The sequence below is a fragment of the Xylanimonas allomyrinae genome, assembly GCF_004135345.1.
In the GTDB taxonomy this organism is placed as follows: Bacteria; Actinomycetota; Actinomycetes; order Actinomycetales; family Cellulomonadaceae; genus Xylanimonas; species Xylanimonas allomyrinae.
On record NZ_CP035495.1, the window covers coordinates 2845858 to 2871287 of the forward strand.

General features: G+C 72.9%; 20 protein-coding genes and 1 pseudogene. 16 read left to right on the forward strand and 5 right to left on the reverse strand.

Annotation, left to right across the window (positions count from 1 at the left end; translation table 11 throughout):
* Positions 1-118: 118 nt before the first annotated feature.
* The 7 genes from ET495_RS12880 to ET495_RS12910 all read left to right on the forward strand — a co-directional run bounded on the left by ET495_RS12880 (position 119) and on the right by ET495_RS12910 (position 8961).
* Positions 119-1441 (forward strand): glycosyltransferase family 4 protein, encoded by a 1323-nt coding sequence (locus ET495_RS12880; protein WP_129205133.1) that lies wholly within the window; start codon positions 119-121, stop codon positions 1439-1441.
* Positions 1425-2591, forward strand: a complete 1167-nt coding sequence (locus ET495_RS12885) for a glycosyltransferase family 2 protein (protein WP_129205134.1) — start codon at positions 1425-1427, stop codon at positions 2589-2591. The genes ET495_RS12880 and ET495_RS12885 overlap by 17 nt, the downstream gene beginning before the upstream one ends.
* Positions 2581-4452 carry a wax ester/triacylglycerol synthase domain-containing protein gene (locus tag ET495_RS12890; RefSeq protein WP_129205135.1) on the forward strand — a complete coding sequence of 624 codons (1872 nt, stop codon included), beginning with the start codon at positions 2581-2583 and terminating at the stop codon, positions 4450-4452. The genes ET495_RS12885 and ET495_RS12890 overlap by 11 nt, the downstream gene beginning before the upstream one ends.
* On the forward strand, positions 4449-5057 hold the full coding sequence (locus ET495_RS12895; protein ID WP_129205136.1) for an acyltransferase: 609 nt from the start codon (positions 4449-4451) through the stop codon (positions 5055-5057). The genes ET495_RS12890 and ET495_RS12895 overlap by 4 nt, the downstream gene beginning before the upstream one ends.
* Positions 5054-6142 carry a glycosyltransferase family 2 protein gene (locus ET495_RS12900; RefSeq protein WP_129205137.1) on the forward strand — a complete coding sequence of 363 codons (1089 nt, stop codon included), beginning with the start codon at positions 5054-5056 and terminating at the stop codon, positions 6140-6142. Before ET495_RS12895 ends, ET495_RS12900 begins: the two co-directional genes overlap by 4 nt.
* Positions 6139-7272, forward strand: a complete 1134-nt coding sequence (locus ET495_RS12905; RefSeq protein ID WP_129205138.1) for a glycosyltransferase family 4 protein — start codon at positions 6139-6141, stop codon at positions 7270-7272. Before ET495_RS12900 ends, ET495_RS12905 begins: the two co-directional genes overlap by 4 nt.
* 108 nt (positions 7273-7380) lie before the next feature.
* Positions 7381-8961 carry an MDR family MFS transporter gene (locus ET495_RS12910; protein ID WP_129205139.1) on the forward strand — a complete coding sequence of 527 codons (1581 nt, stop codon included), beginning with the start codon at positions 7381-7383 and terminating at the stop codon, positions 8959-8961.
* Between the two features lie 12 nt (positions 8962-8973).
* Here the strand turns inward: ET495_RS12910 and ET495_RS12915 are convergent, their stop codons facing one another.
* On the reverse strand, positions 8974-10473 hold the full coding sequence (locus ET495_RS12915; protein WP_245993467.1) for a CCA tRNA nucleotidyltransferase: 1500 nt from the start codon (positions 10471-10473) through the stop codon (positions 8974-8976).
* A 215-nt stretch (positions 10474-10688) separates the two neighbouring features.
* On the opposite strand from ET495_RS12915, the gene ET495_RS12920 reads away from it, so the two are divergent.
* From ET495_RS12920 to ET495_RS12960, 9 genes and pseudogenes are all read left to right on the forward strand, one after another.
* Positions 10689-11288: an NUDIX hydrolase gene (locus ET495_RS12920; RefSeq protein WP_129205141.1), complete on the forward strand. Its 600-nt coding sequence runs from the start codon at positions 10689-10691 to the stop codon at positions 11286-11288.
* Positions 11285-11545 carry a hypothetical protein gene (locus ET495_RS12925; protein ID WP_129205142.1) on the forward strand — a complete coding sequence of 87 codons (261 nt, stop codon included), beginning with the start codon at positions 11285-11287 and terminating at the stop codon, positions 11543-11545. Before ET495_RS12920 ends, ET495_RS12925 begins: the two co-directional genes overlap by 4 nt.
* Positions 11542-13560, forward strand: coding sequence for a DUF6049 family protein (locus tag ET495_RS12930; protein WP_129205143.1), 2019 nt, complete (start codon positions 11542-11544; stop codon positions 13558-13560). Before ET495_RS12925 ends, ET495_RS12930 begins: the two co-directional genes overlap by 4 nt.
* 196 nt (positions 13561-13756) lie before the next feature.
* Entirely contained in the window at positions 13757-15100 is a 1344-nt protein-coding gene (locus ET495_RS12935; protein ID WP_129205144.1) for a protein kinase family protein, read from the forward strand.
* On the forward strand, positions 15085-15672 hold the full coding sequence (locus ET495_RS12940) for a hypothetical protein (protein ID WP_129205145.1): 588 nt from the start codon (positions 15085-15087) through the stop codon (positions 15670-15672). The genes ET495_RS12935 and ET495_RS12940 overlap by 16 nt, the downstream gene beginning before the upstream one ends.
* 128 nt (positions 15673-15800) lie before the next feature.
* Positions 15801-16808 carry a thioredoxin-disulfide reductase gene (trxB, locus tag ET495_RS12945; RefSeq protein WP_129205146.1) on the forward strand — a complete coding sequence of 336 codons (1008 nt, stop codon included), beginning with the start codon at positions 15801-15803 and terminating at the stop codon, positions 16806-16808.
* Positions 16805-17140 carry a thioredoxin gene (gene trxA / locus ET495_RS12950; RefSeq protein ID WP_129205147.1) on the forward strand — a complete coding sequence of 112 codons (336 nt, stop codon included), beginning with the start codon at positions 16805-16807 and terminating at the stop codon, positions 17138-17140. Before trxB ends, trxA begins: the two co-directional genes overlap by 4 nt.
* A gap of 585 nt (positions 17141-17725) precedes the next feature.
* Positions 17726-19089: pseudogene (locus tag ET495_RS12955) on the forward strand (aminotransferase-like domain-containing protein).
* A 47-nt stretch (positions 19090-19136) separates the two neighbouring features.
* Positions 19137-20207 (forward strand): D-alanine--D-alanine ligase family protein, encoded by a 1071-nt coding sequence (locus ET495_RS12960; RefSeq protein WP_129205148.1) that lies wholly within the window; start codon positions 19137-19139, stop codon positions 20205-20207.
* Between the two features lie 267 nt (positions 20208-20474).
* On the opposite strand, the gene ET495_RS12965 is transcribed toward ET495_RS12960, so the two are convergent.
* The 4 genes from ET495_RS12965 to ET495_RS12980 form a co-directional block, all read right to left on the reverse strand.
* Positions 20475-21707: a ParB/RepB/Spo0J family partition protein gene (locus tag ET495_RS12965; protein ID WP_342770169.1), complete on the reverse strand. Its 1233-nt coding sequence runs from the start codon at positions 21705-21707 to the stop codon at positions 20475-20477.
* A gap of 423 nt (positions 21708-22130) precedes the next feature.
* On the reverse strand, positions 22131-23003 hold the full coding sequence (locus ET495_RS12970; RefSeq protein ID WP_245993068.1) for a ParA family protein: 873 nt from the start codon (positions 23001-23003) through the stop codon (positions 22131-22133).
* Positions 23004-24211: 1208 nt separating this feature from the next.
* The gene (rsmG, locus tag ET495_RS12975) at positions 24212-24889 is read right to left on the reverse strand and encodes a 16S rRNA (guanine(527)-N(7))-methyltransferase RsmG (RefSeq protein WP_129205150.1); all 678 of its coding nucleotides are present in this window, start codon (positions 24887-24889) and stop codon (positions 24212-24214) included.
* Positions 24890-24917: 28 nt separating this feature from the next.
* Positions 24918-25424, reverse strand: coding sequence for a Jag family protein (locus ET495_RS12980; RefSeq protein ID WP_129205151.1), 507 nt, complete (start codon positions 25422-25424; stop codon positions 24918-24920).
* Positions 25425-25430: the final 6 nt, after the last annotated feature.

The window sequence follows — 25430 nt, forward strand, 5'->3', positions numbered from 1 at the left end:
TGCGCGTAAATGCTGGGCGACCAGGCGGGTGATCCGCTCGGGGGGTCTTGCGCGCGCTGCGGCCGGGCGGTGATGGTGGTCGGGACCTGAGGTTCCTCGCACCGGACGGAGTGCGATCGTGACTCGACTCTCCCCGCACCACACCCCGCACCCTGGTGGGCCGCGTCGCGCGGGCGACCCGCGGCTGACGGTCCTCTACAGCTTCCCGCACCCGGTGGGTTCTCCGGGCATCGGCTGGACCGCCTGGAACCAGGTCACCGAGCTGGTCGCGGCCGGGCATCGCGTCCACCTGGTCGCCACGAGCCTGGACCGCCCGGTGCCGGGCCTCGCCTCGCTGACGACGACGCTCGCCGTCGCCGGGGTGCGGGTGCCGCACCGTGCCGTCGGGCGCCAGCGGGCCTTCGTGCATCATGACCGGGTCGCGGCGAGGTCGGTGGCCCGGCTCGCGGAGGAGCTCGACGTCGTCCACGCGTGGCCGGCGGCGTGCCTGCGGACGCTCGGGGCGGCGCACGCCGCGGGGCTGCCCGCGGTGCGCGAGGTCCCCAACACCCACACCGCTCACGCGTTCGCGGTCGTGGCCGCCGAGTGCGCGCGGCTGGGAGTCGCGCTACCGGCCGGGCTGGCGCACGCCACCGACCCGGGCCGCCTGCGGCGCGAGGAGGCCGAGTACGACGCCGCGACCGCGCTGCTGGTCCCGTCGGAGCACGTGCGCGAGACCTTCCTGGAGCGCGGCGTCGCGCCCGGCCGCCTGCTGCGTCACCAGTACGGGTACCGTCCAGCTCCCGGCTCGCCCGACGGCACCCCCGGGCCACGGCCGGGACGCCCGTTCACTGCACTGTTCCTGGGCCGAGGCGAACCGCGCAAGGGCCTGCACCACGCGCTGGCCGCGTGGGCGTCGTCGCGCGCGAGCGAGCACGGCAGGTTCCTGATCCACGGGGACCTGGGGCTCGTGCCGCAGTACCGGGCGGCGATCGCCGACCTGCTCGGCGCGCGGGGCGTCGAGGCGCGACCCTTCACCCCGAACGTCCCGGCCGCGCTCGCCGAGGCCAACGTGCTGCTGCTGCCCACGATCGAGGAGGGCAGCGCGCTGGTCACCTACGAGGCGCAGGCGGCGGGGGTCGTCCCGCTCGTCTCGACGGCCGCGGGGGCTCTGCTCGACGACGGCGTCCACGGGCTGCTGCACGACCCGGGCGACGTCGCCACGCTCACCGCACAGCTCGACCTGCTCGCGGGCGACGACGCGCTGCGTCGCCGGTTGGGCGCTGCCGCCGCCGCGCACGCGCCGGCGCTTACCTGGCAGGCCGCCGGGGCCCGCCTCGTCGCCGCCTACGACTCGGCGATCGCGGCGACGGGCGGCGCGACGCGCGGCACAGCGGGCGGCACAGCGGGCGGCACAGCGGGCGGCGTGCCGGACGGAGGCACCCATGCCGCCGTCGCGTGACTCCGACCGGCCGGCAGGGCGCCCGGCCGCCGCGCCGCTTCCCGGGCCGGGCGACCTGGCCGTCGTCGTCTGCTCGCGCGACCGCGCCGACCTGCTGCGCCGCTCGCTCGCGCGCATCGCGCAGGCGACGCCGTCCGGCGTCGACGTGCTCGTGGTCGACTCGGGGTCACGCACGGGTGACACGCTCGCTGCCGCCGCCGACGCCGGGGTGCGCGCGGTGCGGTCCGACGTCCCGGGCCTGTCGATCGCACGCAACCTGGGGCTGGCGTCGACCGACCGGCCCATCGTCCTGTTCACCGACGACGACTGCCTCGCCGTCGAGGGCTGGACGGGTGCGGTGCTCGCCGGGTTCGGCGACCCGCAGGTCGTCGCGGTCACGGGGCGGATGCTCGACCACACGCTGGCCGGCACGCCCGGCGCCGCACCGCAGCCCGCACGGCACCTGCGGCGCGTGGTCGAGGGGCTGGACGCCGGGCACGGGGCGCTCATGGCGTTCCGGCGGGCCCGGGTGCTCGCCGTCGGCGGGTTCGACGACGTGCTGGGCGCGGGCCGCGAGCTGGCCGGCGCGGAGGACCTCGACATGTTCTGCCGCCTGATCGCGGCGGGCGGCGTCGTCGTGCAGGACGAGGCGAGCGTCGTCCTGCACGCGAACACGCGCGAGGGGGACGACCACGCGCGGCTCTACCGCGGGTACGGGCTGGGCCTGGGCGCGCTCGTGGCCAAATGGCTGCGGCTCGACGCCACGACGGGGGCGCGGCTGGCCGCGACGGTGGTGCGGCGGGCCGTGCTGCGGTGGCTGCGGGCGGGGACCGACCGCCGCGCCAGGGCTGCCCAGGGGGCGCTCCTGGCGGGTGCGATCCACGGCTGGCGCACCGCGCGGCACCTGAGGTTGCGGGCGGGAGTGTTCGTCGACGACCGGCCGCCTGAGCCGGTGCCGGCACCGGCGCCCGGCCGGCCCGCGCGCTCCGTGCCGACGGGCCTCGCCGCGGCCACGGTGCCGACCGGCCTCGCCCCGGCCACGGTGCAGGGCGTGCCTGCGCGGTCCGTGTCCGCGCCCCCAGACCCCGCCGCAGGCGGCGAGCACGCCCTGGCACGCGTGCAGGCACGAGGCCCGGGCCGCACGCGGGAGGGAGCCGACGATGCCTCGTGACCGCCGCCCCGTCTGGGCCGAGCTGCTCGGCACCCTCGACGAGAAGTTCGTCGCCAATGCCGTGGTCTTCGAACACGCGACGCCGTGCGCCGGCCTGCTGCTGCGTGGCGAACCGCTGCGCACGGAGACGGGCGCCCTCGATCGTGAGCTCGTGCTGCGCGCGCTCGCTCACGGGCTCGCGCGGGCACCCGAGCTGCGGCGGCGCCTGCGCCCCGCACCCTTCGGCCTGACCACCCCGGCGTGGGTGCCCGACGACGACATCGACCTCGAGGCCCACGTGCGGTTCCACGTGGGCGTGGTCGCGACCGACGGCCCCGAGCTCCCCGTGCTGCTCGCAGGACGGCTCAACCCGCCGCTCGACCCGCGACGGCCGCTGTGGAACACCGTCGTCGCGGAGCTCGACGACGGGCGCGTCGCGATCGCCTGGCGCATCCAGCACGCGGTGGGCGACGGCCTCTACGGGATGCGGCTGCTCGACGCCCTCACCGAGGCCGACGACGCCGGTGCTGCCGGGGACGCCGGTGTTGCCGGGGGCGCCGGTGCTGCAGGTGACGCCGCAGCCGACGGGCCAGGCAGCCGCGCCGCCGCGCCCAGCACGAGCGGGGCCAGCACTAGCGGGGCCAGCACGAGCGGGGCCAGCACGACCGGCACCAGCGCAACCGGCACCAGCGCAACCGGCACCAGCCGCTCCACGCCCACGGTTCCGCCGCTCGAACCTGGCCCGCACCGCCCCCCACGGTCGGGGGCCGAGCTGCTGCGCGTCGCCTGGCTCGCCTGGTGGCGCCGCCAGGAGGGTCCGCGCGGAGCGTGGCACGAGTACTGGCGCAAGCCGTTCCTGCGGCGACTGCGCCGCTGGGGAGGCCGGCTCGTGCGGCCGGTGCGCAATCACGTCCTGGTCGTGCGCGGCCTCACCGAGTCGCTCGTCCCGCAGCGCCGCTACGCGTTCGCGACGCACGACCTGCCGCCCGTGGCGCGCCGCGCGCGCGAGCTCGGGGGTTCGGTGCACGACCTCACGGTTGCGCTGGCCCTCGTGGCGCTCGACCAGGTGCTGCCGGATCCCGCAGGGCCGCGTCTCGGCGTGCCGATCTCCCGCCGCGCGGCCCGCGGAGACCGCCGCAACCACGTGCGCATGACCGTCGTCGGCATCCCGCCGGGGACGACCTTGGCCGAGGCGGTCCCGCTCGTCCACGCGGCGGTCGCGACCGCCGTCGAGGCGATCGAGCCGTCGCCGAGCCGCGTCGCCGAGCCGGGAGAACCCTCCCGTCCCGCCGCCACCATTCTCACAACCGCCGGTCTTGCTCACGCCAGCCCTGCACCCACGATCCCCGCGCTCGGCCCCACGAAGAGCGCCACGAACAGCCCCACGCTCAGCCCCGGGCACTCTGCTCCTGGGTCGCCCGCTCCTGGGCAACCCGGTTCCGCCTCGCCCACGCGGGATGCTCCACCACACCCCGCAGCACCACACCCCGCAGCACCACACCCCGCACCCGACGCTCCCACGCGACGCCGCGGCTACGCGAGCTTCGTGCCGTGGCGGCCCCGCGCCCGGAGCCTCGGCCCCGCGCTCGTGGGCAGTGCGGTGCTGTGGCCTGTGCTCGACCCCCGCGACGACCTCGCAGTCTTCGGCTCGTCCTACGCGGACACGTTCTCGCTGGCTGTCGTCGGCTCCCGCCACGTGGACGTCGATGCCGTCCAGCGCGCCTTTGCCGAGCTGGTCCTGGGCACGGCCGACGACGTCGTCGCGGCCGTCGCCCTGCCCGCTCCCCCCGGCGCCGGTCCCGGCGTGCGACACGACCCCGGCGACCAGCCCGGCCGGCGGCCGGACCGCCAGCCCCACCACCAGGGAGGCGGCACCCCATGACCGACACCCACCCGGCGCCCAGACGCTGGCAGGATGCCCTGCGCTCCCTCGCCGACCCTCGCGTGTACCTGCACGCGCTGCGACTCGCGCACTTCAGCGCGTACGCACACGTGCGGCAGGTGCGACTCCTCGACCGTGGCGCGGGCGTGTCGTTCGCCCCCAACGTGTCGTTCCGCAACGCCGAGCGCATCACCCTCGGGGCCGGCACGCACGTGGGCGAACACTCGGTGCTGTGGGCGGGGAACTCGACGGGCCGGATCGTGCTGGGTCCCCAGTGCCTGCTCGGGCCGCACGTGACGCTCACTGCGTCCAACTACGGCATCGAGACGGGCACCCCCGTGATGGACCAGCCCAAGGTCGAGCGTGACATCGTCCTGGGGCGCGACGTGTGGCTCGGCGCCAACGTCGTCGTCACGGCGGGCGTGACCATCGGGGACGAGGTCGTCGTCGGCGCGGGCGCCGTCGTGACGCACGACCTGCCGTCGGGGTGCGTGGCCGCGGGCGTCCCGGCGCGCGTGATCGGCCGGCGTCCGGAGCCCGCGGCACCCGGTGCCGCCCCGCGACCGGGGGCCGACCTCCAGCCCGAGCGGGTGAGCGCACCATGACCCTCCCGGTCGTCACCCCGACCGCGCTCGCGAGCGTCGTCGTCGTCACGTTCAACACCTGCGAGGAGACCCTCGCGGCGCTGCGCACGGTGGCGTCGGGGTTCACGTCGCTGCCGCACGAGCTGGTCGTGGTCGACAACGGCACCGACGGCACGGCCGCCGCGGTGCGCGCCGCGCTGCCGGACGCCGTCGTCGTCGAGCCGGGTGAGAACCTGGGTTTCGCGCGTGCCGTCAACCTCGCCGTCGCGCACGCGCGCGGCGACGGCGTGCTGCTGCTCAACCCGGACACCACGGTGCTGCCCGGGTCGCTGCAACGCCTCGTCGAGTTCGCCGACGCGCACCCGCGCCACGGCCTGTACGGCGGGCGCACGCTGCGCCCGGACGGCACCACCGATCCCAGCTCGTGCTGGGGTGCACCCACGGTGTGGTCCCTGACGTGCTTCGCCCTCGGGCTCACGACGGCGTTGCGGCGCTCGGCGGTGTTCGACCCCGAGTCGCTGGGCCGCTGGGAGCGCGACACCGTGCGCGAGGTGCCCGTCATCACCGGCTGTCTGCTCTTCGCGCGCCGCACGGTGTGGGACGCGCTGGGTGGGCTCGACGAGGCGTACTTCCTGTACGGCGAGGACGCCGACCTCTCGGTCCGCGCGCGCCGGGCGGGGCTGCGGCCGGTGGTCGTGCCCGACGCGACCATCGTGCACGCGGTCGGCGGGTCGACGGCGTCGGCCGGGTTCAAGCTCTGCATGGTCATGGCGGGCAAGACGACGCTGCTGCGGCGCACCTGGGGGCGCGCCCCGGCGCGGGCGGGCGTCGCGCTGCTGCTCGCGGGCACGTGGGTGCGGGCCCGCCTGGAGACGTCACGGGGGCGGACCGGGCACTGGGCCGTCGCGTGGCGGCGACGCGCCGACTGGCGGCCGGGCTACCCGCACGCGCGCACGGCGCTGTTCGGGCCCGCTGCCCCGACCGCTCCGCCCGTCCGCTCCGACCGGGACCCGCACGCTGACCGGGACCCGCACGCCACCCGGGACCCGCACGCAGACCAGGACTCCCGCACCGACCGGACCCCGCGTCAGGAGGCCCGCGCATGACCACCCGAGCGCGCCCGCTGACCGTCGAGGCGGAACCCGCGTTCCGCACCGCTCACGCCAACCCGTACAACGCGAGCCTGTACCGCGCCGTGCGACGCTGCGGCGCGCACGTCGACGACCTGTCCGTGCGGCGCCTGCTCACGCGGCACGTCGACATCGTCCACCTGCACTGGCCCGATCTGACGTTCCTGTCCTCGCACCGCCCGCTGGCCGTGCTGCTGCGCCTGGTCGCGTTCTTCGGTGCGTTGCGCGTCGCCCGGCTGCGCGGCACCCGGCTGGTGTGGACGGCCCACAACCTCGCGAGCCACGAGCCGCGGTCCACGCCCGCGCTGCGCGCGCTGTACCGCCGGCTGCTCGTGGCCAACATCGACGGCATCCTGACGCTCACCGCCGACGGCGCCCAGGCCGTGCGGAGCCTCGACCCGGACCTGGCCTCCGTCCCCACGTTCGTGACCCCGCACGGCCACTACCGCGACGACTACGACCTCACGGTGTCGCGCGACGTGGCCCGCGAGCGCCTCGGCGTCGATCCCCGGGTGCGTCTGGTCGTCTCGGTCGGCCAGATCCGCCCGTACAAGAACGTGCCGCGGCTCCTGGAGGTGTTCACGCAGGTCCCGGACGTGGACGCGCGGCTCGCCGTCGTCGGGAAGCCTGCGGGCGGCGTCGACGCGGCCGCGCTGCGCGCGCTCGCGGACGCCGACCCGCGCATCACCGCCGAGCTCGAGTTCCTCCCGGACGACAGGCTCGCGCTGTGGCTGCGCGCCGCCGACCTCGTGGTGCTGCCCTACCGGCGGATCCAGAACTCGGGGTCGGCGCTGCTCGCGCTGTCGGCGGACCGTCCCGTGCTGGTTCCGGCCATCGGCGCCCTGACCGAGCTCGCCGACGCCGTCGGCCCGGCGTGGGTGCGCTGCTACGGCGGGGAGCTGGACGCCGCGACGCTGGGCGACGCGCTGCGGTGGGCGGCTGGTCCGCGGGAGCAGCGCTGCGACCTCGACGCGTTCGCGTGGGACCGCATCGCGGAGGCGACCGTCGCGGCCTACGAGGCGGTGCTCGGCCGGCCGCGTCCGCGCGGCTCGCGGCGGATCGTGAGCGCCGACGGCGGCCCGGTGCGGGCCGGCGTGTCTCCCTGACCGGGGGCGTGCCGGGAATAAGGCGCACCCCTCGGGGTGTCGAACGAGGGTGAGGTCACGTGCCTCATCGGCCACGGCTGTCTCGCCACCACCCCTGACGGAGGTCCCATGGACGCCGCTCCCCCGACGAGGTCCCTCATCGCGGACGCCTCCCCGGTGGCCGCCACGCCCACCACCGGCTCACCCCCTCGGTCCAAAGACCGGTCCACAGGCCGGTCCACGGGCCGGTCCACAGCGCAGCCGGACCCCGGGTCCGCGCCGGCGTCGGACCGCCTCCCGCGGACGCACTTCACGGCGATCGCGCTCCTGCTGGCCTCGACGTTCGTCGTCATCCTCAACGAGACGACGATGAGCGTGGCTCTCCCGCCGATCATGGCGGACCTGCACGTCACGGCGGCCACGGGCCAGTGGCTGACGACGGTGTTCATGCTGACCATGGCCGTCACCATCCCCACGACGGGGTTCCTGCTGCAGCGCTTCGGCACGCGCGTGTCCTACCTGCTGGCGATGTCGCTGTTCAGCGCGGGCACGCTGCTGGCGTTGCTGGCCCCGTCGTTCGGCGTGCTCGTCGGCGCCCGCGTGGTCCAGGCGCTCGGCACCGCGATCATGATGCCTCTGCTCATGACGACGGTCATGAACCTGGTGCCGCCGCGGCACCGGGGCCGGGTCATGGGCAACGTGTCGCTCGTCATCTCGGCGGCTCCCGCGCTCGGCCCGACGCTCTCGGGTGCCGTGCTCGGGCCGCTCGGGTGGCGCGGCGTCTTCGGCGTGGTGCTGCCGATCGCGGTCGCGGCGCTCATCGTCGGCGCGGTGCTGGTGCGCGACGTCTCGGTGCGGGAGCGGCAGCGCCTCGACGCGGTGTCGATCGCGCTGGCCGTGGCCGGGTTCGGCGGTCTGGTCTACGGCCTGTCGTCGCTGGGTGAGGCCGTCGACGGCACGACGCCGGTGCCGCCCGCCGCTCCGCTGGCTCTCGGTGTCGCCGGGGTGGCGTTGTTCGCGTGGCGGCAGGTGCGCCTGCAGCGTCACGACGACGCGCTGCTCGACCTGCGCGTCTTCGCCTCACGAGGCTTCTCCACGAGCCTGGCCGCGCTGGCGGTGTCGATGCTCGCGATGTTCGGCTCGTTCATCGTGCTGCCGCTCGTGCTCCAGCGTGCGCTGGGCCTGGACCCGCTGGTCACGGGCCTGCTGGTGCTGCCCGGCGGGCTCGTGATGGGCCTGCTGGGGCCCGTGGTCGGCACCCTGTACGACCGGGTGGGGCCGCGCCCGCTGGTGGCTCCGGGGGCGGCGCTGGTCGCGGCCGCGTTCGCCGCGCTGACGACGATCAGCCCGACGACGGCCTGGGGGTTCGTGCTCGCCGCCCACATGCTGCTCAGCCTGGGCCTCGCGCTGGTGTTCACGCCGCTGTTCACGTCGGCTCTCGGCTCCCTGCCTCCGCGGCTGTACTCGCACGGGTCGGCCGCCCTCGGCACGGTGCAGCAGCTCGCGGGCGCCGCCGGGACGGCGACGTTCGTCGCACTGCTCACCGCGCGGTCGGCCTCGCTGGGCGCAGGCGGGGCCGACGCCCCGCACGCGCTCACGGGCGGCGCGAGCCTCACGTTCGTCGTCGGGGCGGCGGTCATGCTCGGGGCGGCCCTGCTCGCCCTGGGGCTGCGCCGCGTCCCGGCAGCCGAGGGGGCGGCGCCGCACTGAGGAGCGGCGGCGTCAGCCGTCCGCCGACCCCTGCTGCTGCTCCCACCACGCCCGCAGCTCGGCCTCGGCGCGCTCAGTGCCCAGCGGGCCGTGCTCCATGCGGAGCGCGAGCAGGTGCTTGTACGCGGCCCCGACCTCGCGGCTCGGCCCGATCCCGAGGATCGACATGATCTGCGTCCCGTCGAGGTCCGGGCGGATCGCGTCGATCTCCTCCTGGGCGCGCAGCGCCTCGATGCGGCGTTCCAGGTCGGTGTAGGCGTCGGCGAGCCGTTGCGCCTTGCGCTTGTTGCGTGTCGTGGAGTCGGCGCGTGTCAGCCGGTGCAGGCGCTCGAGCAGCGGCCCGGCGTCGGTGACGTAGCGACGCACGGCCGAGTCGGTCCAGGCGGGGCTCAGGCCTCCGCCGGTGGACGCGTCGGCGTACCCATGGAAGCGCAGGTGCAGCTCGATGAGCCGGGCGACGTCCTTGACCACCTGCTTCTCGTACTTCAGGGCACGCAGGCGCCGGGTCGCGAGCTTCGCGCCGACGATCTCGTGGTGGTGGAACGAGACGCCGCCGCCCGGCTCGAACCGCCGCGTGGCCGGCTTGCCGATGTCGTGCAGCAGGGACGCCAGGCGCAGCACGAGGTCGGGTCCCGGCACGGGACCGTCGGGGCCCGTCTCCTGGGCGATCGCCTGCTCGAGCACGGTGAGGGAGTGCTGGTAGACGTCCTTGTGGCGGTGGTGCTCGTCGATCTCCAGCTTGAGCGCGGGCAGCTCGGGCAGCACGTGGCCCGCCAGGCCCGTCTCGACGAGCACCTCGAGCCCGCGCCGTGGGCGGTCGGCCAGCAGCAGCTTGCTGAGCTCGGCCTGCACGCGCTCGGCCGAGACGATCTCGATGCGGTCCACCATCGACTCGAGCGCGGCGAGCGTCCCCGGGTCGACGGCGAAGCCGAGCTGTGCGGCGAACCGGGCCGCGCGGAGCATGCGCAGCGGGTCGTCGTCGAACGAGCGCTCGGGTGCGATGGGGGTGCGCAGCACACGGCGCGCCAGGTCGCCCAGCCCGTCGAACGGGTCGACGAACGTCAGCTCGGGCACGCGCACGGCCATGGCGTTGACGGTGAAGTCGCGCCGCGACAGGTCGCCGTCGAGCGTGTCGCCGAACGCGACCACGGGCTTGCGCGAGGCGGGGTCGTACTGGTCCGAGCGGTAGGTGGTGACCTCGACGACGATGTCGGCGGCTCCCGCCGTGCCGCCCTCCTCGCCGGCACCTCCCTCGCCGGCGCCACTCCCGGCGCGCGGCGGGCGGGCGAAGCGGCGCGCGCCGATCGTCCCGAACTCCTTGCCGATGTCCCAGTGCGCGTCGCCCCACCGGGCGAGCAGCTCCTGGGTCTGGTCCGGGGACGCCGACGTCGCGAAGTCCAGGTCGTTGCTGGCGCGCCCGAGGAACGCGTCGCGCACGGGGCCGCCGACGAGCGCGAGCTCGTGGCCCGCGGACCTGAACAGCGTGCCCAGCTCGATCGCGGCGGGTGCCATCGTGGTCAGCGTGCGCAGCGCACGGTGCAGGAGGTCTTGCTCGGGGGTCGACACGGCATGGGATTCTCCCTGATCCGGTGCGCGCACGCGCACCCGGAACACCCGAGCGGTCGCGCCGCGTGCGTCAGCCGGGCTGCGCGCACTCGGTAGGGTTGTGGCATGCAAGGGGCAGCGCAGGCAAGTGGTGGTCACCACCCGCGCCCCGCCGTCCCCCGATGCCTCCGGGCGGAAGCCCGTTGCGTGTCGATCCCCGGCGCTTGCGCCCCACGCCCGGCGCTCCGCCCGGCACGGGCGGCCTGAGCCCGCTGCCGACCCCCGTCACCCCGCAGCAGCACCTGCCCGTCGTCGACGAGACGTCGGCGGGCGGCGTCGTCGTGCGCCCCGCCGACGACGGCGAGGACGGGCCGCAGGCCGCGGTGATCGTGCGGCGCAACCGCGCCGGACGCCTCGAGTGGTGCCTGCCGAAAGGGCACCTCGAGGGCACGGAGACCCCGCAGCAGGCCGCGATCCGCGAGGTCTTCGAGGAGACGGGCATCGCGGGCGAGATCCGCACGACGCTCGGCGTCATCGACTACTGGTTCTCGGGCGAGACGCGCCGCGTCCACAAGGTCGTCCACCACTACCTGCTGAGCATGACGGGCGGCACCCTCACGGTCGAGGGAGATCCTGACCAGGAGGCCGAGGACGCCTTCTGGGTGCCGGTCGGCATGCTCCCCGAGCGCCTGTCGTACCCCAACGAGCAGCGGCTCGCGGTCATCGCGCGCCAGCTGCTCGTCCGCGCCCCCGGCCTCGCGCGGCCCGGATCCCCGCAGTGACGCGCGCGTCCACCCCGCGGCGGGCCGGCACCGGCCGCCGACGACGCATCGGCGCATGCCTCGCCACCCTCGCGGCCGCCGCGGTGCTCGCCGTCGGCGGCACGCCCGGCACCGCCTACGGGCTCGGCGACGCAGGTGGCACACCCAGCACGACCGCCCTGGTCGCGACCGCGAACGAGCCCCGCACCCCGACGCTCACGATGCGGGCCTTGACCCCTCGGTGGCGCACCCGGGCGACGACCTCACGGTCACCGTGACCGTCGCGAACCCGACCGCCGAGGTGCTCGAGGGGGCGAGCGTGCGACTGTGGATCGGGTGGAAGCGTGTGCTCTCCCGCAGCGACCTGGCCGCGTGGGCAGACGGCACCGGCGGGCGCCCGGGAACCCCGCAGAAGACGCTCGACGTCCCCTCGCTGGCGGCGGGCGCCCACATCGACCTGACGTTCTCGCTCCCCGTCGACGGCCTGCGCCTGACCGGCGACGATCGCGCACCGCGCGAGCTCGCGATCACGCTCGCGGACGGCCGCAGCACGCTCGCCGCCGTGCACTCGTTCCTGTTGTGGGACCCGGCTCCTCCGGGCGAGGGCACCCCGTCCGGGGACTCCGGAGCGCGGGGCACCACGCCGGAGAGCCCAGAACCACCGAGCCCAGAACCATCGGACACCGGACAGACGGGCACCGGGAAAACGGGCACCGGGAAAACAGGCACGGTCGGCCTCTCGCTCCTCGCCCCGATGACCGGCCCCGCGCTCGATCCGGCCGACCCCCATTCCGCTGGCGCGCTCGCGGCCCTGACCGCCCCTGGCGGCCCGCTCGCCCGCACGCTTGCCGCGGTGGGCGTGGCGGAGGGCGCGACGGGCACCCGAGGCGCGCTCGCGATCGCCGTCGACCCTGCCCTCGTCGCCACGGCGACGGCGTCGCACGATCCGCAGACCACGGCCTGGGCGGGTGCGGTGACGGGTCTCGGCGACCGCACGAGCGTGAGCCCGCTGCCCGCGTACGACCCCGACCTGGGCGCGCTCGCACACGCCGACCTGGGCGCCCCCGATCTCACCGGGGCGCTCACCGCGCCGCTCCCTGCGGGCTGGAGCGTGCCCTCGACATGGGGGGCGACGGTCGCCTGGCCCGCAGGGTCCACGCCCGACGTCGCCACGCTGGCGGCCGCACGGGCGGCTGGGCTGAGCACCGCCGTCGTCATGGACGGGCTCGCACCGTCGCAGGGGACGGCCACCGGTCTCGCGGCCGTCGGCACGAACGCGGGTGGCGTGACGGCACTCGTCGCCGACCAGGCGCTCTCGCAGGTGCTCGCCGCGGCGACCGACCTGGCCGGAGGTGAGGCCCCCGTCCTGTCGGCGGCCGAGGCGACGCAACGGCTTCTGGCAGAGACTGCGGTCGTCGCGTTCCAGAACGCCGGCGACGAGCCTCACCTGCTCGCGACACTGCCCCGCGGCTGGTCGCCCGACGCCGACGCGCTGCACGCCACGCTCGGGGCGCTCCAGGCGAGCGGGTGGGTGCGTCTGGCTCCGCTGGACGAGCTGCGCGCCTCACCGGTACCCACCGTGGAGCGCACTCCGTTGCCCGGCAGCCAGCCCCAGGACGGCGAGCTGGCGCCCTTGGAGGTGCGGCGGCTCGCCGACGCCCGCTCGGCGGTCGCCTCGCTCGCGGCAGTCGCCGACGATCCCCGCGCCGTGACGTCGCTCGTCGCCCCTGGCCTCGCCGCCCCGGTGTCGGTCGCGTGGCGCTCGTCGCCCACCGACCGATCGACGGCCGTCGACGCCGCGATCGACGCCGCGACGACCCTGCGCAGCGCACTGACCGTCTCGGTGGTGAACCTCGAGGTGACGCTCATCTCGGCGGCAGGGGCGCTTCCCGTCACGGTGCGCAACAACCTGCCGGTCGACGCGACGGTGGACGTGGTGCTGCGGCCCGACGACGCGCGCCTCATCATCGAGTCGCGGCCGACGATCGTCGTCGCGGCCGGCACGGAGGCTCGTGTGAACGTTCCGGTGAGTGCGCTCGCGTCGGGCGACGTCGACGTGCAGGTCCAGCTTCTGACGCCCGACGGCGCACAGGCGGCCGATCCGGTCAGCCTTCAGCTCCGCGTCCGTGCCGGGTGGGAGACCGTGGGGACCGCCGTCCTGGCCGGGCTGGTGGCGCTGCTCCTGGTCTTCGGCATCTGGCGGACCGTGCGGCGTGGACGGTCGCCGCGACGCACCTCCGACGCCGACGTGCCCGACCCGCTGATCCGCGGCGAGGCCGAACGGCGGGCGTGACGCCGCGCGACGGTTTCCGCACCGGGTCGGGCCGCGCTGGGCGGTGCTGACCGGACGCGACCGGGTCCACCCCTACGATGATCGAACCGGGCGGCCGACGGATGACAGTTGACTGTCGACAGAGCGAGCGTCGGTCGCCTGTCCGGTTGAATGAACCCGCGCGGGTGCAGGCCCGCCGCACCCACGAGGAGGCCAGGTGAGCAACGTCCCACCGAGCGGACCCGCGCACGGCAGCGAACGCCGCCCGGCCGTCGCGCAGGGCAGCGTCGTCGTCGACAGGTACCGGCTCGAGCAGGTCGCGGCAACCGATCTCGCGGACGCGCGCGCCTGGGCGGCGACGGACGTCGTCCTCGACCGCGCCGTCCGGGTGACGTTCCTCAGCGGCCCGCACGCGTCGAGCGCCCTCGACGCGGCTCGCCGCGCAGCCCTCGTGGCCGACCCGCGGCTCGCACGCGTGCTCGACGTCGGCACCACGAAGGTCGACGGCGTCCCCGTGTCCTACGTCATCACCGAGCCGTACGGCGGCTCGACGCTCACCGAGATCATCTCCAGCGGCCTCGTCGACGCGCAGCAGGCTCGCGCGATCATCGGCGAGGCCGCCGCCGCGCTCGACGTCGCCGCGCAGCGCGGCGTCCACCACCTCGCGCTGCGGCCTGACGCCGTCCGTGTCGACGGCCACCAGGTCGTCGTCACCGGCCTGGGCCTCGACGCCGGGCTGGCCGGCATCGAGGGTTCGGGAACCGACGGTGCCTCGTCGGACGCGCGTGACCTGGCCGCGCTGGCGTACTACGCGCTCACCGCCCGGTGGGCCGGCGACGACCTCGACGAACCGTGGCTCGCCGCGGACGTGGTGCGTCCCCTGCCCGCGCAGCGCGACGAGCACGACGTGCCGCTCGACCTGTCGACCCTGGTCCCGCACGTCGATCCCGTGCTGGGCGAGGCGGTGCGGCGTGCCCTGGGCAGCAGCGGCGAGGGACCGTCGAGTCCCGGGGAGCTGGCCGCCGCGCTGCGCCCCTGGGGCGAGGTCTCGGTCGTCGCGGCGCTGCCCGCGTTCGTCCAGCCGGCGGCACCGGCCGGCGCCCCTGCGCGGCAGTCGGTGCGTGGCGCTGCTGCGGGCGGCGCGGCGGCTGGGGCGCCCGCGGGCGCCCCAGTCCGACGCCCGACCGGGCGCATCCCGCGTGCTGCTGGTCTCCCGGGAGCGGTGGGTGCCTCAGGGCTCGCCGGGGCTGGGGGCGCCGGGGCGCCGCCGGATCGGCGGCGCCGCCCCCGGGCACGCCGGTCGCGCCCGTCCCGCCTCCCCCGCCGCCCGGGGGCTACGCACCCGCGTTCCCGCCGGCTGCCGCACCGTCCGCGGCGTCCGGGGGTCGGCCTGTGCCGCAGCAGTGGGCGTCCTCTCACGCTGCGGCAGAAGGCGGTGCGCGGCAGCCGGTGCCACCGGCGCCGGGGGGGCACTCGGCAGGGTTCACGACCGAGTCCGCCCCTCGCCGCCGCGGGGTCAACCCGACCCCGATCGTGCTGGGCATCGTGCTCGTGGCTCTGATCGCGGGCGCGGCATGGGCCGTCAACCGCGTGATCTCGCCGTTCGAGCCTCCGGCCAGTGTTGCGACGAGCACCGAGACCGGTGGCTCCCCGGACCCGACGGACGGCGCCGCGACCGCGCCGACTCCCGCCGATCCCGAGGTGGTTCGTCCCGTGATCGCCACCGCCGAGCAGGTCGGGCCGGCTGCGAGCTGCCGGGGCGAGCAACCGGAGACGGCGGTTCTCGCGGTCGACGGTGACCCGTCGACGTTCTGGTTCACCTGCACCTACTCGAGCCCGACGTTCGGTGGCCTCAAGGACGGCATCGGGTTCACGGTGACCCTGCGCGAGCCGGCAACGGTGAACTCGATGACGATCCTGAGCAACAGCGCGGGCGGGCACGTCGAGGTGCGCAAGGCGACGTCCGCCAACCCGACCGAGGGCCCGGTGCTGGCCGAGGGCGCGTTCGCGGCGACGACTGAGCTCACGTTCGCGCAGCCCGTGGTGGGCGACTCGTTCGTCATCTGGATCACCGAGCTGCCCACGACCGAGGGCTCCAACCGGCTGGAGCTCAGCGAGATCACCCTCCAGTGACCGCAGCCCTGCCGTCCCCGTGACCGCGGGGTCGCAGCGCCGGAACATCGGCGCCTTCGGGCGCGTTACGAAGGCGGTGGATCGCCGAACGTCGCCCGACGGGCGTCACCACCGCGAGAAGGAGACACATGAGTGACAGCGTGACCGACATCCTGGACGTTCCCGCGCCCACCATCCACGACGTCGTCATCGTGGGTTCGGGCCCTGCCGGCTACACCGCAGCGGTGTATGCGGCCCGGGCGGGGCTGGCTCCCGTGGTGGTCGCCGGCTCGGTGACCGCGGGCGGCGCGCTCATGAACACGACGGAGGTCGAGAACTTCCCCGGGTTCCCCGAGGCCGTCATGGGGCCCGACCTCATGGACAAGATGCGCGAGCAGGCCGAGAGGTTCGGCGCCGAGGTCGTCTGGGACGACGCCGAGAGCGTCGACCTCACCGGCGACGTGAAGCGCATCCTCACCGGCGGTGGAGAGACATACCTGGCGCGCGCCGTCATCCTCGCGACCGGCTCGGCCTACCGCGAGCTCGGTCTGGAGGACGAGAAGCGGCTCTCGGGCCGCGGCGTGTCCTGGTGCGCGACCTGCGACGGGTTCTTCTTCCGCGAGCAGGAGATCGCCGTCGTCGGTGGCGGCGACTCCGCGATGGAGGAGGCCACCTTCCTGACGCGGTTCGCCTCGAAGGTCACCCTCGTGCACCGCCGCGACTCGCTGCGGGCGTCGAAGATCATGGCCGAGCGCGCTCTGGCGAACCCGAAGATCGAGGTCGCCTGGAACAGCGAGGTCGCCGCGATCGTCGGCGAGAACCAGGTCTCGGCGCTCACGTTGCGCGACACGGTCACCGGTGAGGAGCGTGAGCTGCCCGTCACGGGTCTGTTCGTGGCCATCGGGCACGAGCCGCGCACCGAGCTGGTCAAGGGCCAGATCGACCTCGACGACGAGGGCTACATCCGGGTCGAGGGCCGCTCGACGCGCACCAACCTGTCTGGCGTCTTCGCCTGCGGCGACGCCGTCGACCACACCTACCGCCAGGCGATCACGGCCGCCGGGTCAGGCTGCTCCGCAGCCCTCGACGCGCAGGCGTACCTCGCCTCGCTCGACGACGCGGCCACGACGCCAGCGCCCGCCAAGGAGTACGCATGACCGACAACCACGCCACCGTCATCGTCACGGACGACACGTTCAAGGCCGAGGTGCTCGACGCCGACCTGCCCGTCGTCGTCGACTTCTGGGCGACCTGGTGCGGCCCGTGCCGCATGGTGGCCCCGATCCTCGAGGAGATCGCCGAGGAGTACGCGGGCAAGCTCAAGGTTGCCAAGCTGGACACCGACGCCAACCCGGCCACGACGCAGGCGTACGGCATCGTGTCGATCCCGACGCTCAACGTCTACAAGGGCGGGGAGCTCGTGAAGTCGATCGTGGGCGCGCGCCCGAAGAAGGCGCTGCTCACGGAGCTGGAGCCCGTGCTCGTCTGAACCGCATCCCGTTGCACGCAGGCCGGTGACCCCCGAAGGTCACCGGCCTGCGTCGTTCCCGCCCGAACACTGATCACAACACACTCACACGATTCGTCGGCGTGGCGCCAGGATCGCTTTGTGAATGAACTGCCGCGGTGTACTGTGCCACGCATGGCCCGCAAGCTGCCCGCTGCTCTCGTAACGCGCCTCCTGGAGGAGGGCCTCGGCCCGCGCGCGATCGTCGAGCACCTGCGTGAGCACGAGGACATCGACGTCTCCCCCCAGGCGATCTCGACGTTCCGCAAACGCCACACGAAGGTGCCGGCTCAGCACTCGACGCGCCGCGTCGTCCCGTGGGACGTCCGGCCGGAGCACCGCTCGAGCGGCTACCGCCGCGCGATCCTCGCCTTCCACCGCAGGGCACAAGGGCGCACCCTCACCGGCGAGGAGCGCCGGAACCTGGACCACGTCGAGCGCATGCTGCGCGAGACGGGGCAAGTCATCACCTATCAGCACGACGAGGGCTGGCTCCTCGTCCCCGCTCGACCCGGAATCGACACCGGGATCGTAAGAGAACCGGAGGCCGCGATGACCGAGCAGGTCATGCACCTGACGACGCACCCGACGACGACGACGCACGCCGGCGCCGCGGCAGCCGGTCAGGTCGAGGCGGCACCCGGCAACCGGCTCGATCCGTGGTTCGGCGCCTACGCAGACCGCGCACACGGCATGCGCGCGTCGGAGATCCGCGCGCTGTTCGCCGTTGCGAACCGACCCGAGGTCGTGTCGCTCGCGGGCGGCATGCCCTTCATCCAGGGTCTGCCGCTCGAGGTCATCGGCGAGGCGATGCGCAAGCTCATCACGACCAAGGGCGCAACCGCGCTCCAGTACGGGTCCGGTCAGGGCGACGAGGAGCTGCGTGAGCGGATCCTTGAGGTGGTCGCGCTCGAGGGCATCACCGATGCACACCCAGACGACGTCGTCGTGACGACAGGCTCACAGCAGGCACTCGACCTTGTGACGCGCATCTTCGTCAACCCCGGCGACGTCGTGCTCGCCGAGGCGCCCTCGTACGTGGGTGCTCTGGGCGTCTTCCGGTCGTACGAGGCAGAGGTCGAGCACGTCGAGATGGATGCGGAAGGGCTCGTCCCCGAGGCTCTGGAGCGCGCGCTGGTCGACGCTCGCGCTGCGGGCAAGACGGTCAAGTTCCTCTACACCATCCCGAACTACCACAACCCGGCCGGTGTCACCTTGACTCTCGAGCGCCGCCACCGCGTTCTCGAGATCTGCCGGCAGTTCGGTGTGCTCATCGTGGAGGACAACCCCTACGGGCTCCTCGGCTTCGACCGCGAGCCGCTCCCCGCGATGCGTGCCTTCGACAACGAGGGCGTGCTCTACCTCGGCTCGTTCTCCAAGACCTTCGCCCCTGGATACCGCGTCGGATGGGTCATCGCCCCCACGCCGTCCGCGAGAAGCTTGTCCTCGCGAGCGAGTCGTCGATCCTCTCCCCCTCCAACGCCTCGCAGATGGCCATCACGACCTACCTCGACACATGCGACTGGAAGGGCCAGATCAAGTCCTACCGCGAGCTGTACCGCGAGCGGCGCGACGCGATGGTCGGCGCTCTCTCCGAGCATCTGCCCACCGCCACCTGGAACGTGCCCGACGGTGGGTTCTACGTCTGGGTGCGGCTGCCCGAGGGCCTCGACGCCCGGTCCATGCTCCCCCGCGCCGTCACCGAACGCGTCGCCTACGTGCCCGGAACGGCCTTCTTCTACGACGGCCAAGGCGCCGACCACATGCGGCTCTCGTTCTGCTACCCCACCCCCGAACGGATCCGTGAGGGCGTGCGGAGGCTCGCTTCGGTCGTCAACGCCGAGTCCGACCTGGTCCAACTCTTCGGCACTCACGCGGAACGCGACGAGGACCCGCGCGACGCCGAGTACCCGGCACCCGACCTCGCCTGACACCCCGCGACTCGCTCCCGACCACGACCAGAGCAGGTGAAGCGCGCATGACTCCCCAGATCTCATCCCTTTCGCTACCCGACGGACACGGCGTCGATGTCGTGGCTCCCGGCCTGAGCGGACCACCCGCACCCACGCGCGCCACGCCGTCCCGCGGACTGTCCGTCCTTGTGCTCGCGGGTGGACTGTCCCACGAACGCGACGTCTCGCTCCGATCCGGTCGGCGCGTTGCCGAGGCCCTCCGCGCGGCCGGCGCCGACGTGTCCCTTCACGACGTCGACTCCCAGCTCCTCCGCCACCTTGACGCGCAGCGTCCCGATGTCATCTGGCCGCTGCTGCACGGCGCCGGAGGCGAGGACGGCTCGCTTCGCGACGTCCTCGAACTCTTCGGTGTGCCCTACGTCGGGACCGGCCCGCGTGCCAGCCGGCGTGCATGGGACAAGCCCATCGTGAAGGAACAGCTCCTCGCCGCTGGACTCTCCACTCCCGACTGGCTGACTCTCCCCCAGGACCTCTTCCGCGATCTCGGTGCCCAAGGGGTACTGACCATCGTCTCTGAGCGCTTCGGCCTGCCCGTCGTTGTCAAGCCCACGCGTGGCGGCTCCGCGCTCGGCGTCACGCGCGTGCATCGCCCCGAGGACCTCGCGCGCGCCATGGTCGACTGCTTCGCCTACGGGAACTGCGCACTCATCGAACGTGCCATCGACGGCGTCGAGCTCGCCGTCTCGGTTGTCGACGGACCCGACGGACCCGTCGCCCTACCGCCGGTCGAGGTCGTCGTCGACGGCACATATGACTATGACGCTCGATACAACGCCGGGCGTGTCGAGTACTTCGTCCCGGCGCGCCTGACCTCCGAGCAGGCGGAGTGCGTCGCCCGAACCGCGGTCACGGCACACACGGCACTGGAGTTGCGCCACCTCTCGCGGACCGACCTGATCCTCCAGCCCGACGGCGTGGCCCAGGTGCTCGAGGTCAACGTGGCGCCAGGAATGACGGAGACGTCGCTCTTTCCTCAAGCTGCGACCGCCGCAGGGCACAACCTCGCCGCGCTCTACCGACGCCTCGCCGAAACCGCCGCCCGAGAGACGGTCCCGCTCGCGGTCACCGCTCGCTGAGCGCCGTTCCACACGCTGCCTCTCAGCAGGGCCATCTGGAGACGGCTCCGCGTGCTGCCCTGCACATCGGTGCCCTTCGCGAGCGTGCAACCTCTCGCGTCCCGCGATACCCCGTGTTTCACGTGAAACGCTCGTCGGCGGGAGGCGCGCGACCGCGACCCGTCAGAGGCGCCGCACGATGATGGGCCGCCGTTTCACGTGAAACGACGGCCCATCATTCTTCTCGCTCCCACATGTCGGCGCCATCGACGCGCCGTCACCGGGTGACTACTTGAGCAGCCCAGGATCGGTCGGTGCCATGACCGCAAGAATCCGGTTGAGGTCCTCGACGGACGCAAACTCCACCGTGAGTCGGCCCTTCGACTTGCCCACCTGCACCTTGACGCGTGTCTCGAACAGATCTGACAGTCGACCGGCAAGGTCATCAACCGCGACGCTTCGCTGCCCGGCCCGCGGCGCCCGGCGGCGAGGTTCGTCTCCCTCCGAAGCTCGCAGTGTCACGATCTCTTCGGTTGCCCGAACCGAGAGACCCTCAGACACGATCCGCTGGGCGAGCCTCTCGATCTCCGCCCCGTCTGAGAGGCTCAGCAGGGCCCTCGCGTGACCGGCGGAGAGGATGCCTGCCGCAACCCTCCTCTGGACGAGCGGAGGCAGCTTCAGCAGGCGCAACGTGTTGGAGATCTGCGGACGACTCCGCGCGATCCTTGTGGCAAGTTCTTCGTGCGTGCAGCCGAAGTCATCCAGAAGCTGCCGATACGCCGCGGCTTCCTCGAGCGGATTGAGCTGTGCACGATGGAGATTCTCGAGCAGCGCGTTGCGGAGCATGTCCGCGTCGTCGGTCTCGCGAATGATCGCCGGCACCGTCTCGAGCCCGGCGAGCTGAGTGGCTCTCCATCGCCGCTCACCCATGATGAGCTCGTAGTGGCCGTCACCGTCCCGGTCGGGCCGCACGACGATCGGCTGGAGTACGCCGATCTCTTTGATCGACGCCACCAGTTCGTCGAGCTCAGCCTCGTCGAAGACCGTACGTGGCTGCCACGTGTTCGGGCGGATCGCACCCACGGGCAGCTCCGCGAAGGACGCTCCCGGGACTGGAAGGAGATCGTCCGCTCCGTACTCCTCCCCCACCACGGAGACAGCACCCTCGACGCCCCCGCCCACGTCGGCCGTTTCACGTGAAACAGCGTCGACGGTCGCGGGAGACCCGCCGTCCTGGGAGCGCTGTGACCCCAGTGCGTCGTGCGGGACGCGAACCGCTCCGATGGCCGTCACCGTCGCGAGGTTGTCTGAAGCGAGGGGAATGGGTCCGCTCACGGTCCCGATCTCGGCAGGACCGCTGCCCACCGGATCCTCCCCGAGGTGCCGCGTCGTTGCGTCCGAAGAAGACGGCGCACTCACCGTGCCCAACGACAGGTCGGCTCCGCCTCCCTCGTCAGCACGCTCCGGCGACGCCTGGCGTGGAGACCCTCCAGACCGGATCGCGAGGCGGCCGCTCGACATCGCGGCATCCCACGATGTCGAGCGCACGCTCGTCGTCCCGATCTTCGCTCCAGCCGAGGAACCGTCCGGAGCCGCGTCATCCCGAGCGGTTGTCCCCGACTCGGTGCCCAGCTCTGGGTCGGTCGTGGTGACGTCCGCCCGTTCCTCGCTGCCCGTTCCTCCACTCGAGGCTGGCCGCCGTGCCGATCGATCGCCTCCCGGGAAGAAGACATCGACGGGGCGATCGCCTTCCGGCCCCGACGGGATCAACGCGCCCAGTCCGCGGCCAAGTCCACGTCGCTTCTGAGCACTCATCGCCGATCCCCCGTTTCGATACGCCTTCTCACAGTCACCGTTGGCTACCTCTGCTACGTCGTGGTCGCTTGGGTCGGACTCGCCGATCTTCTGGCGGCTGGCGCGGAGCCGTCTGGGCTGGCATCGAGGCTACGCGTGTTCGTGCAGGTCAGCGCGCTCAACGGCACGCTCGGCGAGCTCGCGCGCGGCCTCAAGATACGCAAGGGCGCCAGTCGACGAAGGGTCGTAGGTCATGACGGTCTGGCCATGGCTCGGAGCCTCCGAGATTCGCACCGAACGGGGAACCGTCGTCTTCAGGGTCTGCTCCGGGAAGTGAGTCCGAACCTCGTCGGCCACTTGCTGGGCGAGGTTCGTTCGTCCGTCATACATCGTCAGCAGGATCGTCGAGACGCTGAGTTCCGGGTTGAGGTGTGCTCTGATGAGCTCGATGGTCTTCAGGAGCTGGCTCAGCCCCTCCAGCGCGTAGTACTCGCACTGGATGGGGATCAGGACCTCGCGAGCGACGACGAAGGCGTTGACCGTGAGCAGGCCAAGGCTCGGCGGGCAGTCCACGAGCACATAGTCGATCGGCGCCTCGCCACTCTCCGCACGCTCGGCAAGGTACCTGTCGAGTGCCCGGCGCAGCCGTGTTTCACGTGAAACAAGCGAGACAAGCTCGATCTCCGCGCCAGACAGGTCGATCGTCGCGGGGACGGCCCACAGCCCTGGAATATCTGGGCACTCCTGGATCGCCGAGGCCAGCGGTGCGTCCTCGACCAAGACCTCGTAGATCGACTGTGTTCCCGCCCGGTGCTCGATGCCGAGAGCGGTCGAGGCGTTGCCCTGCGGGTCGTTGTCGATCACCAGCACGTTCAGTCCCGCATGAGCAAGACCGGCGGCAAGGTTGACCGTCGTGGTCGTCTTTCCGACCCCGCCCTTCTGGTTGGCCACCGTCAGGATGCGTGTCTGTGCGGGCCGCGGAAACCGCCGCCCTTCGAGGTCGATCCGCCGGCGCGCGTCCACCGCAAGCTGCGCCGCTAGCGGCGTGTCCTCATCTGCTTCTGGGATGGTGTCGATCAGGGCCGCCCGACTCCTTTCGCCCCCGCAGCCCAAGGGCCGACGAGGCCCGGCACGCCCCCGCCTGCGTCTTCCGCAGACGGTGCGTCCTCCGCGGGTTGCCTCGAGATCGATCCCGCATCGACGGCGATCGTGCCAAGAGCAGATCCGTCCTGCGGAACAGCAAGTGCCACCGCAGGCATCCGCACTTCGGTGGGCGTCGGAACTGCAGGGGCGAAGCCACCCCCACCGTCTCTTCGCTCCTCGCTCACAGCCGTCGGTTCCGCAGGTGGCGGCGCCTCGCCCTCATCCGCTCCAGGCACCATCGAGAACGACACGTCTGCTTCCCTCTCCCCCACCTGGTTTCCGTGCACCGCGAGAACAAGGCCGTTGGCCGCATTGCTCGGCCGAGTCTCCGTAGAGTGCTCAGACGAGACGGCGTCGGCGGATCCGGATCCGCCGGACTCCCGTTCAGCATGGAAGGGTTCCGTCGATGCTGCGGGAGCTTGCTCGCCGCTCGCAACGACGCTCCATCGCACTCTGGGCTGAGCCTCACCGGTGTCAGGGCCGGCCGTGTGCTCGGCGCTCACCGCTCCCGAGGTGCTGCCTGTCGATTCGATCGCAGCCGAAGTGTCACGATCGGCCGCGGGACGTGACGCGAGGCGACTCCACGGCCACTTGCGGTCCTCGGATGCCATCCTCTACGTCCCTCTCGTCGATCACGTATCAGACTGCGGGGTCCGTTCGCGCACGTCAGGCCACCCGAACGGCTTCGCGCCACAGCTACGCACCCAGCCTACGGCCTCCCACCGACGCCGAGCGTCTGTCCACACCGCGGGCGGCGGAATGCTGACGCACTACGGACTCGGCCCAGAATCGACGCCGGCACTGCCCCGCCGCCCGACGTGGTGTCTGCGGTTTCACGTGAAACATGCGCCACCGTCGCCCCACTCCGGACTGCGTCAGGCGCTCATCCAGGGACGGCAGCGGTCGCCAGGACTCTCTCAAGCGATTCCAGGTGCCGCACGAAGGCGCCGTCACCAACGACAGTGACCAAGGAGCGACGTCCGGGTACCAGGCGCACCGCTGCGGCACGGCTGAGGCACAAAGAGCAAAGGGACGCAGCGTACTCCGTGGGCGCGTCCGATCTCGACGCACCCCACGTGTGCCTGCACCTACCCCCGGCGCAGCCGAAGGATCGTCGTTGGCTCTACCCCGGCGACGGTCTCACCGGCGAGGATTTCAGGCTCGCTCGTCTTGAACGAACGGAGCACCTTCCGAGCCGGTTCGATCTCCTGAGCAACGTTGCGGCCTTTGAGCACCACCATCTCGCCACGGTGCCGGAGCAGCGGGAGGCTCATCCGCGCGAGCTTCGCAAGGCTTGCGACCGCTCGGGACGTGACGGCATCCGCCTCGAACGCCCCGTGATACTCCTCCGCGCGTCCGCGCCTGACGTCGACATTCGTCAGGTTCCACTGTGCGACGACCTCTTCGAGCCACGCAGTTCGGCGTTCCATCGGCTCGATCAGCACCACGCGAAGATCGGGCCGCATCATGCCGATGATGATCCCCGGCAACCCGGCTCCAGACCCCACATCGACAACGAGTCCCGACTGGGGAAGATACGGAACCACCGCCCCAGAGTTCAGCAGGTGCCGCTCCCACAAACGCGACACCTCACGAGGTCCGATGAGCCCGCGAAGCTCCCCTTGCTCCCGCAGCAATCCTCCGAAGCCGGCGATCGAGCCGTAGGCGGGTCCGAAGTAGTCCCGGACAGGCTGCGACTCGCCCAGGACGCGATCGGCGTGATCGTCCCCCTGGACCCCCGACGCGTCGGCCCCGGTGCTGTTCATCGCGTCCCCGGTTTCACGTGAAACACCGTCACTCGGCTGCTGGCTGCACCACGACGTACCGGTGCGGCTCGACGCCGCGAGAGTCGCTCGCGAGACCAGCCGCGGCCACGACATCGTGGACGACCTTCCGCTCAAACGCGTTGAGCGGCTCCAGTGCGACCTCGGTGCCCGACTCCTTGACCCGCGCGACCGCCCTCTCGGCGACCTCAGCCAGTTCCGTTCGACGCTGCGCGCGGAAGCCCGCGACGTCCAGCATCAGACGGCTGCGCTCGCCCGTCTTGACCTGCACCGCGAGTCGCGTCAGGTCCTGGAGCGCCTCGAGGACCTCTCCTCCGGCACCCACCAGGTGCTTGAGCGAGCCCTCGTCCTCCGCAAGGATCTCCACCGCGGCCCGGCCGTGGCGAACGTCGATGTCGATGTCGCCGTCGAGGTCGGCAATATCGAGGAGCTCTTCGAGGTAGTCCGCGGCGACCTCGCCCTCCTCCTCAAGCTGTGAGGTGCGGTCGACCGCGCTGTCCTGCGTCGAGTTCGTCATGGTCGA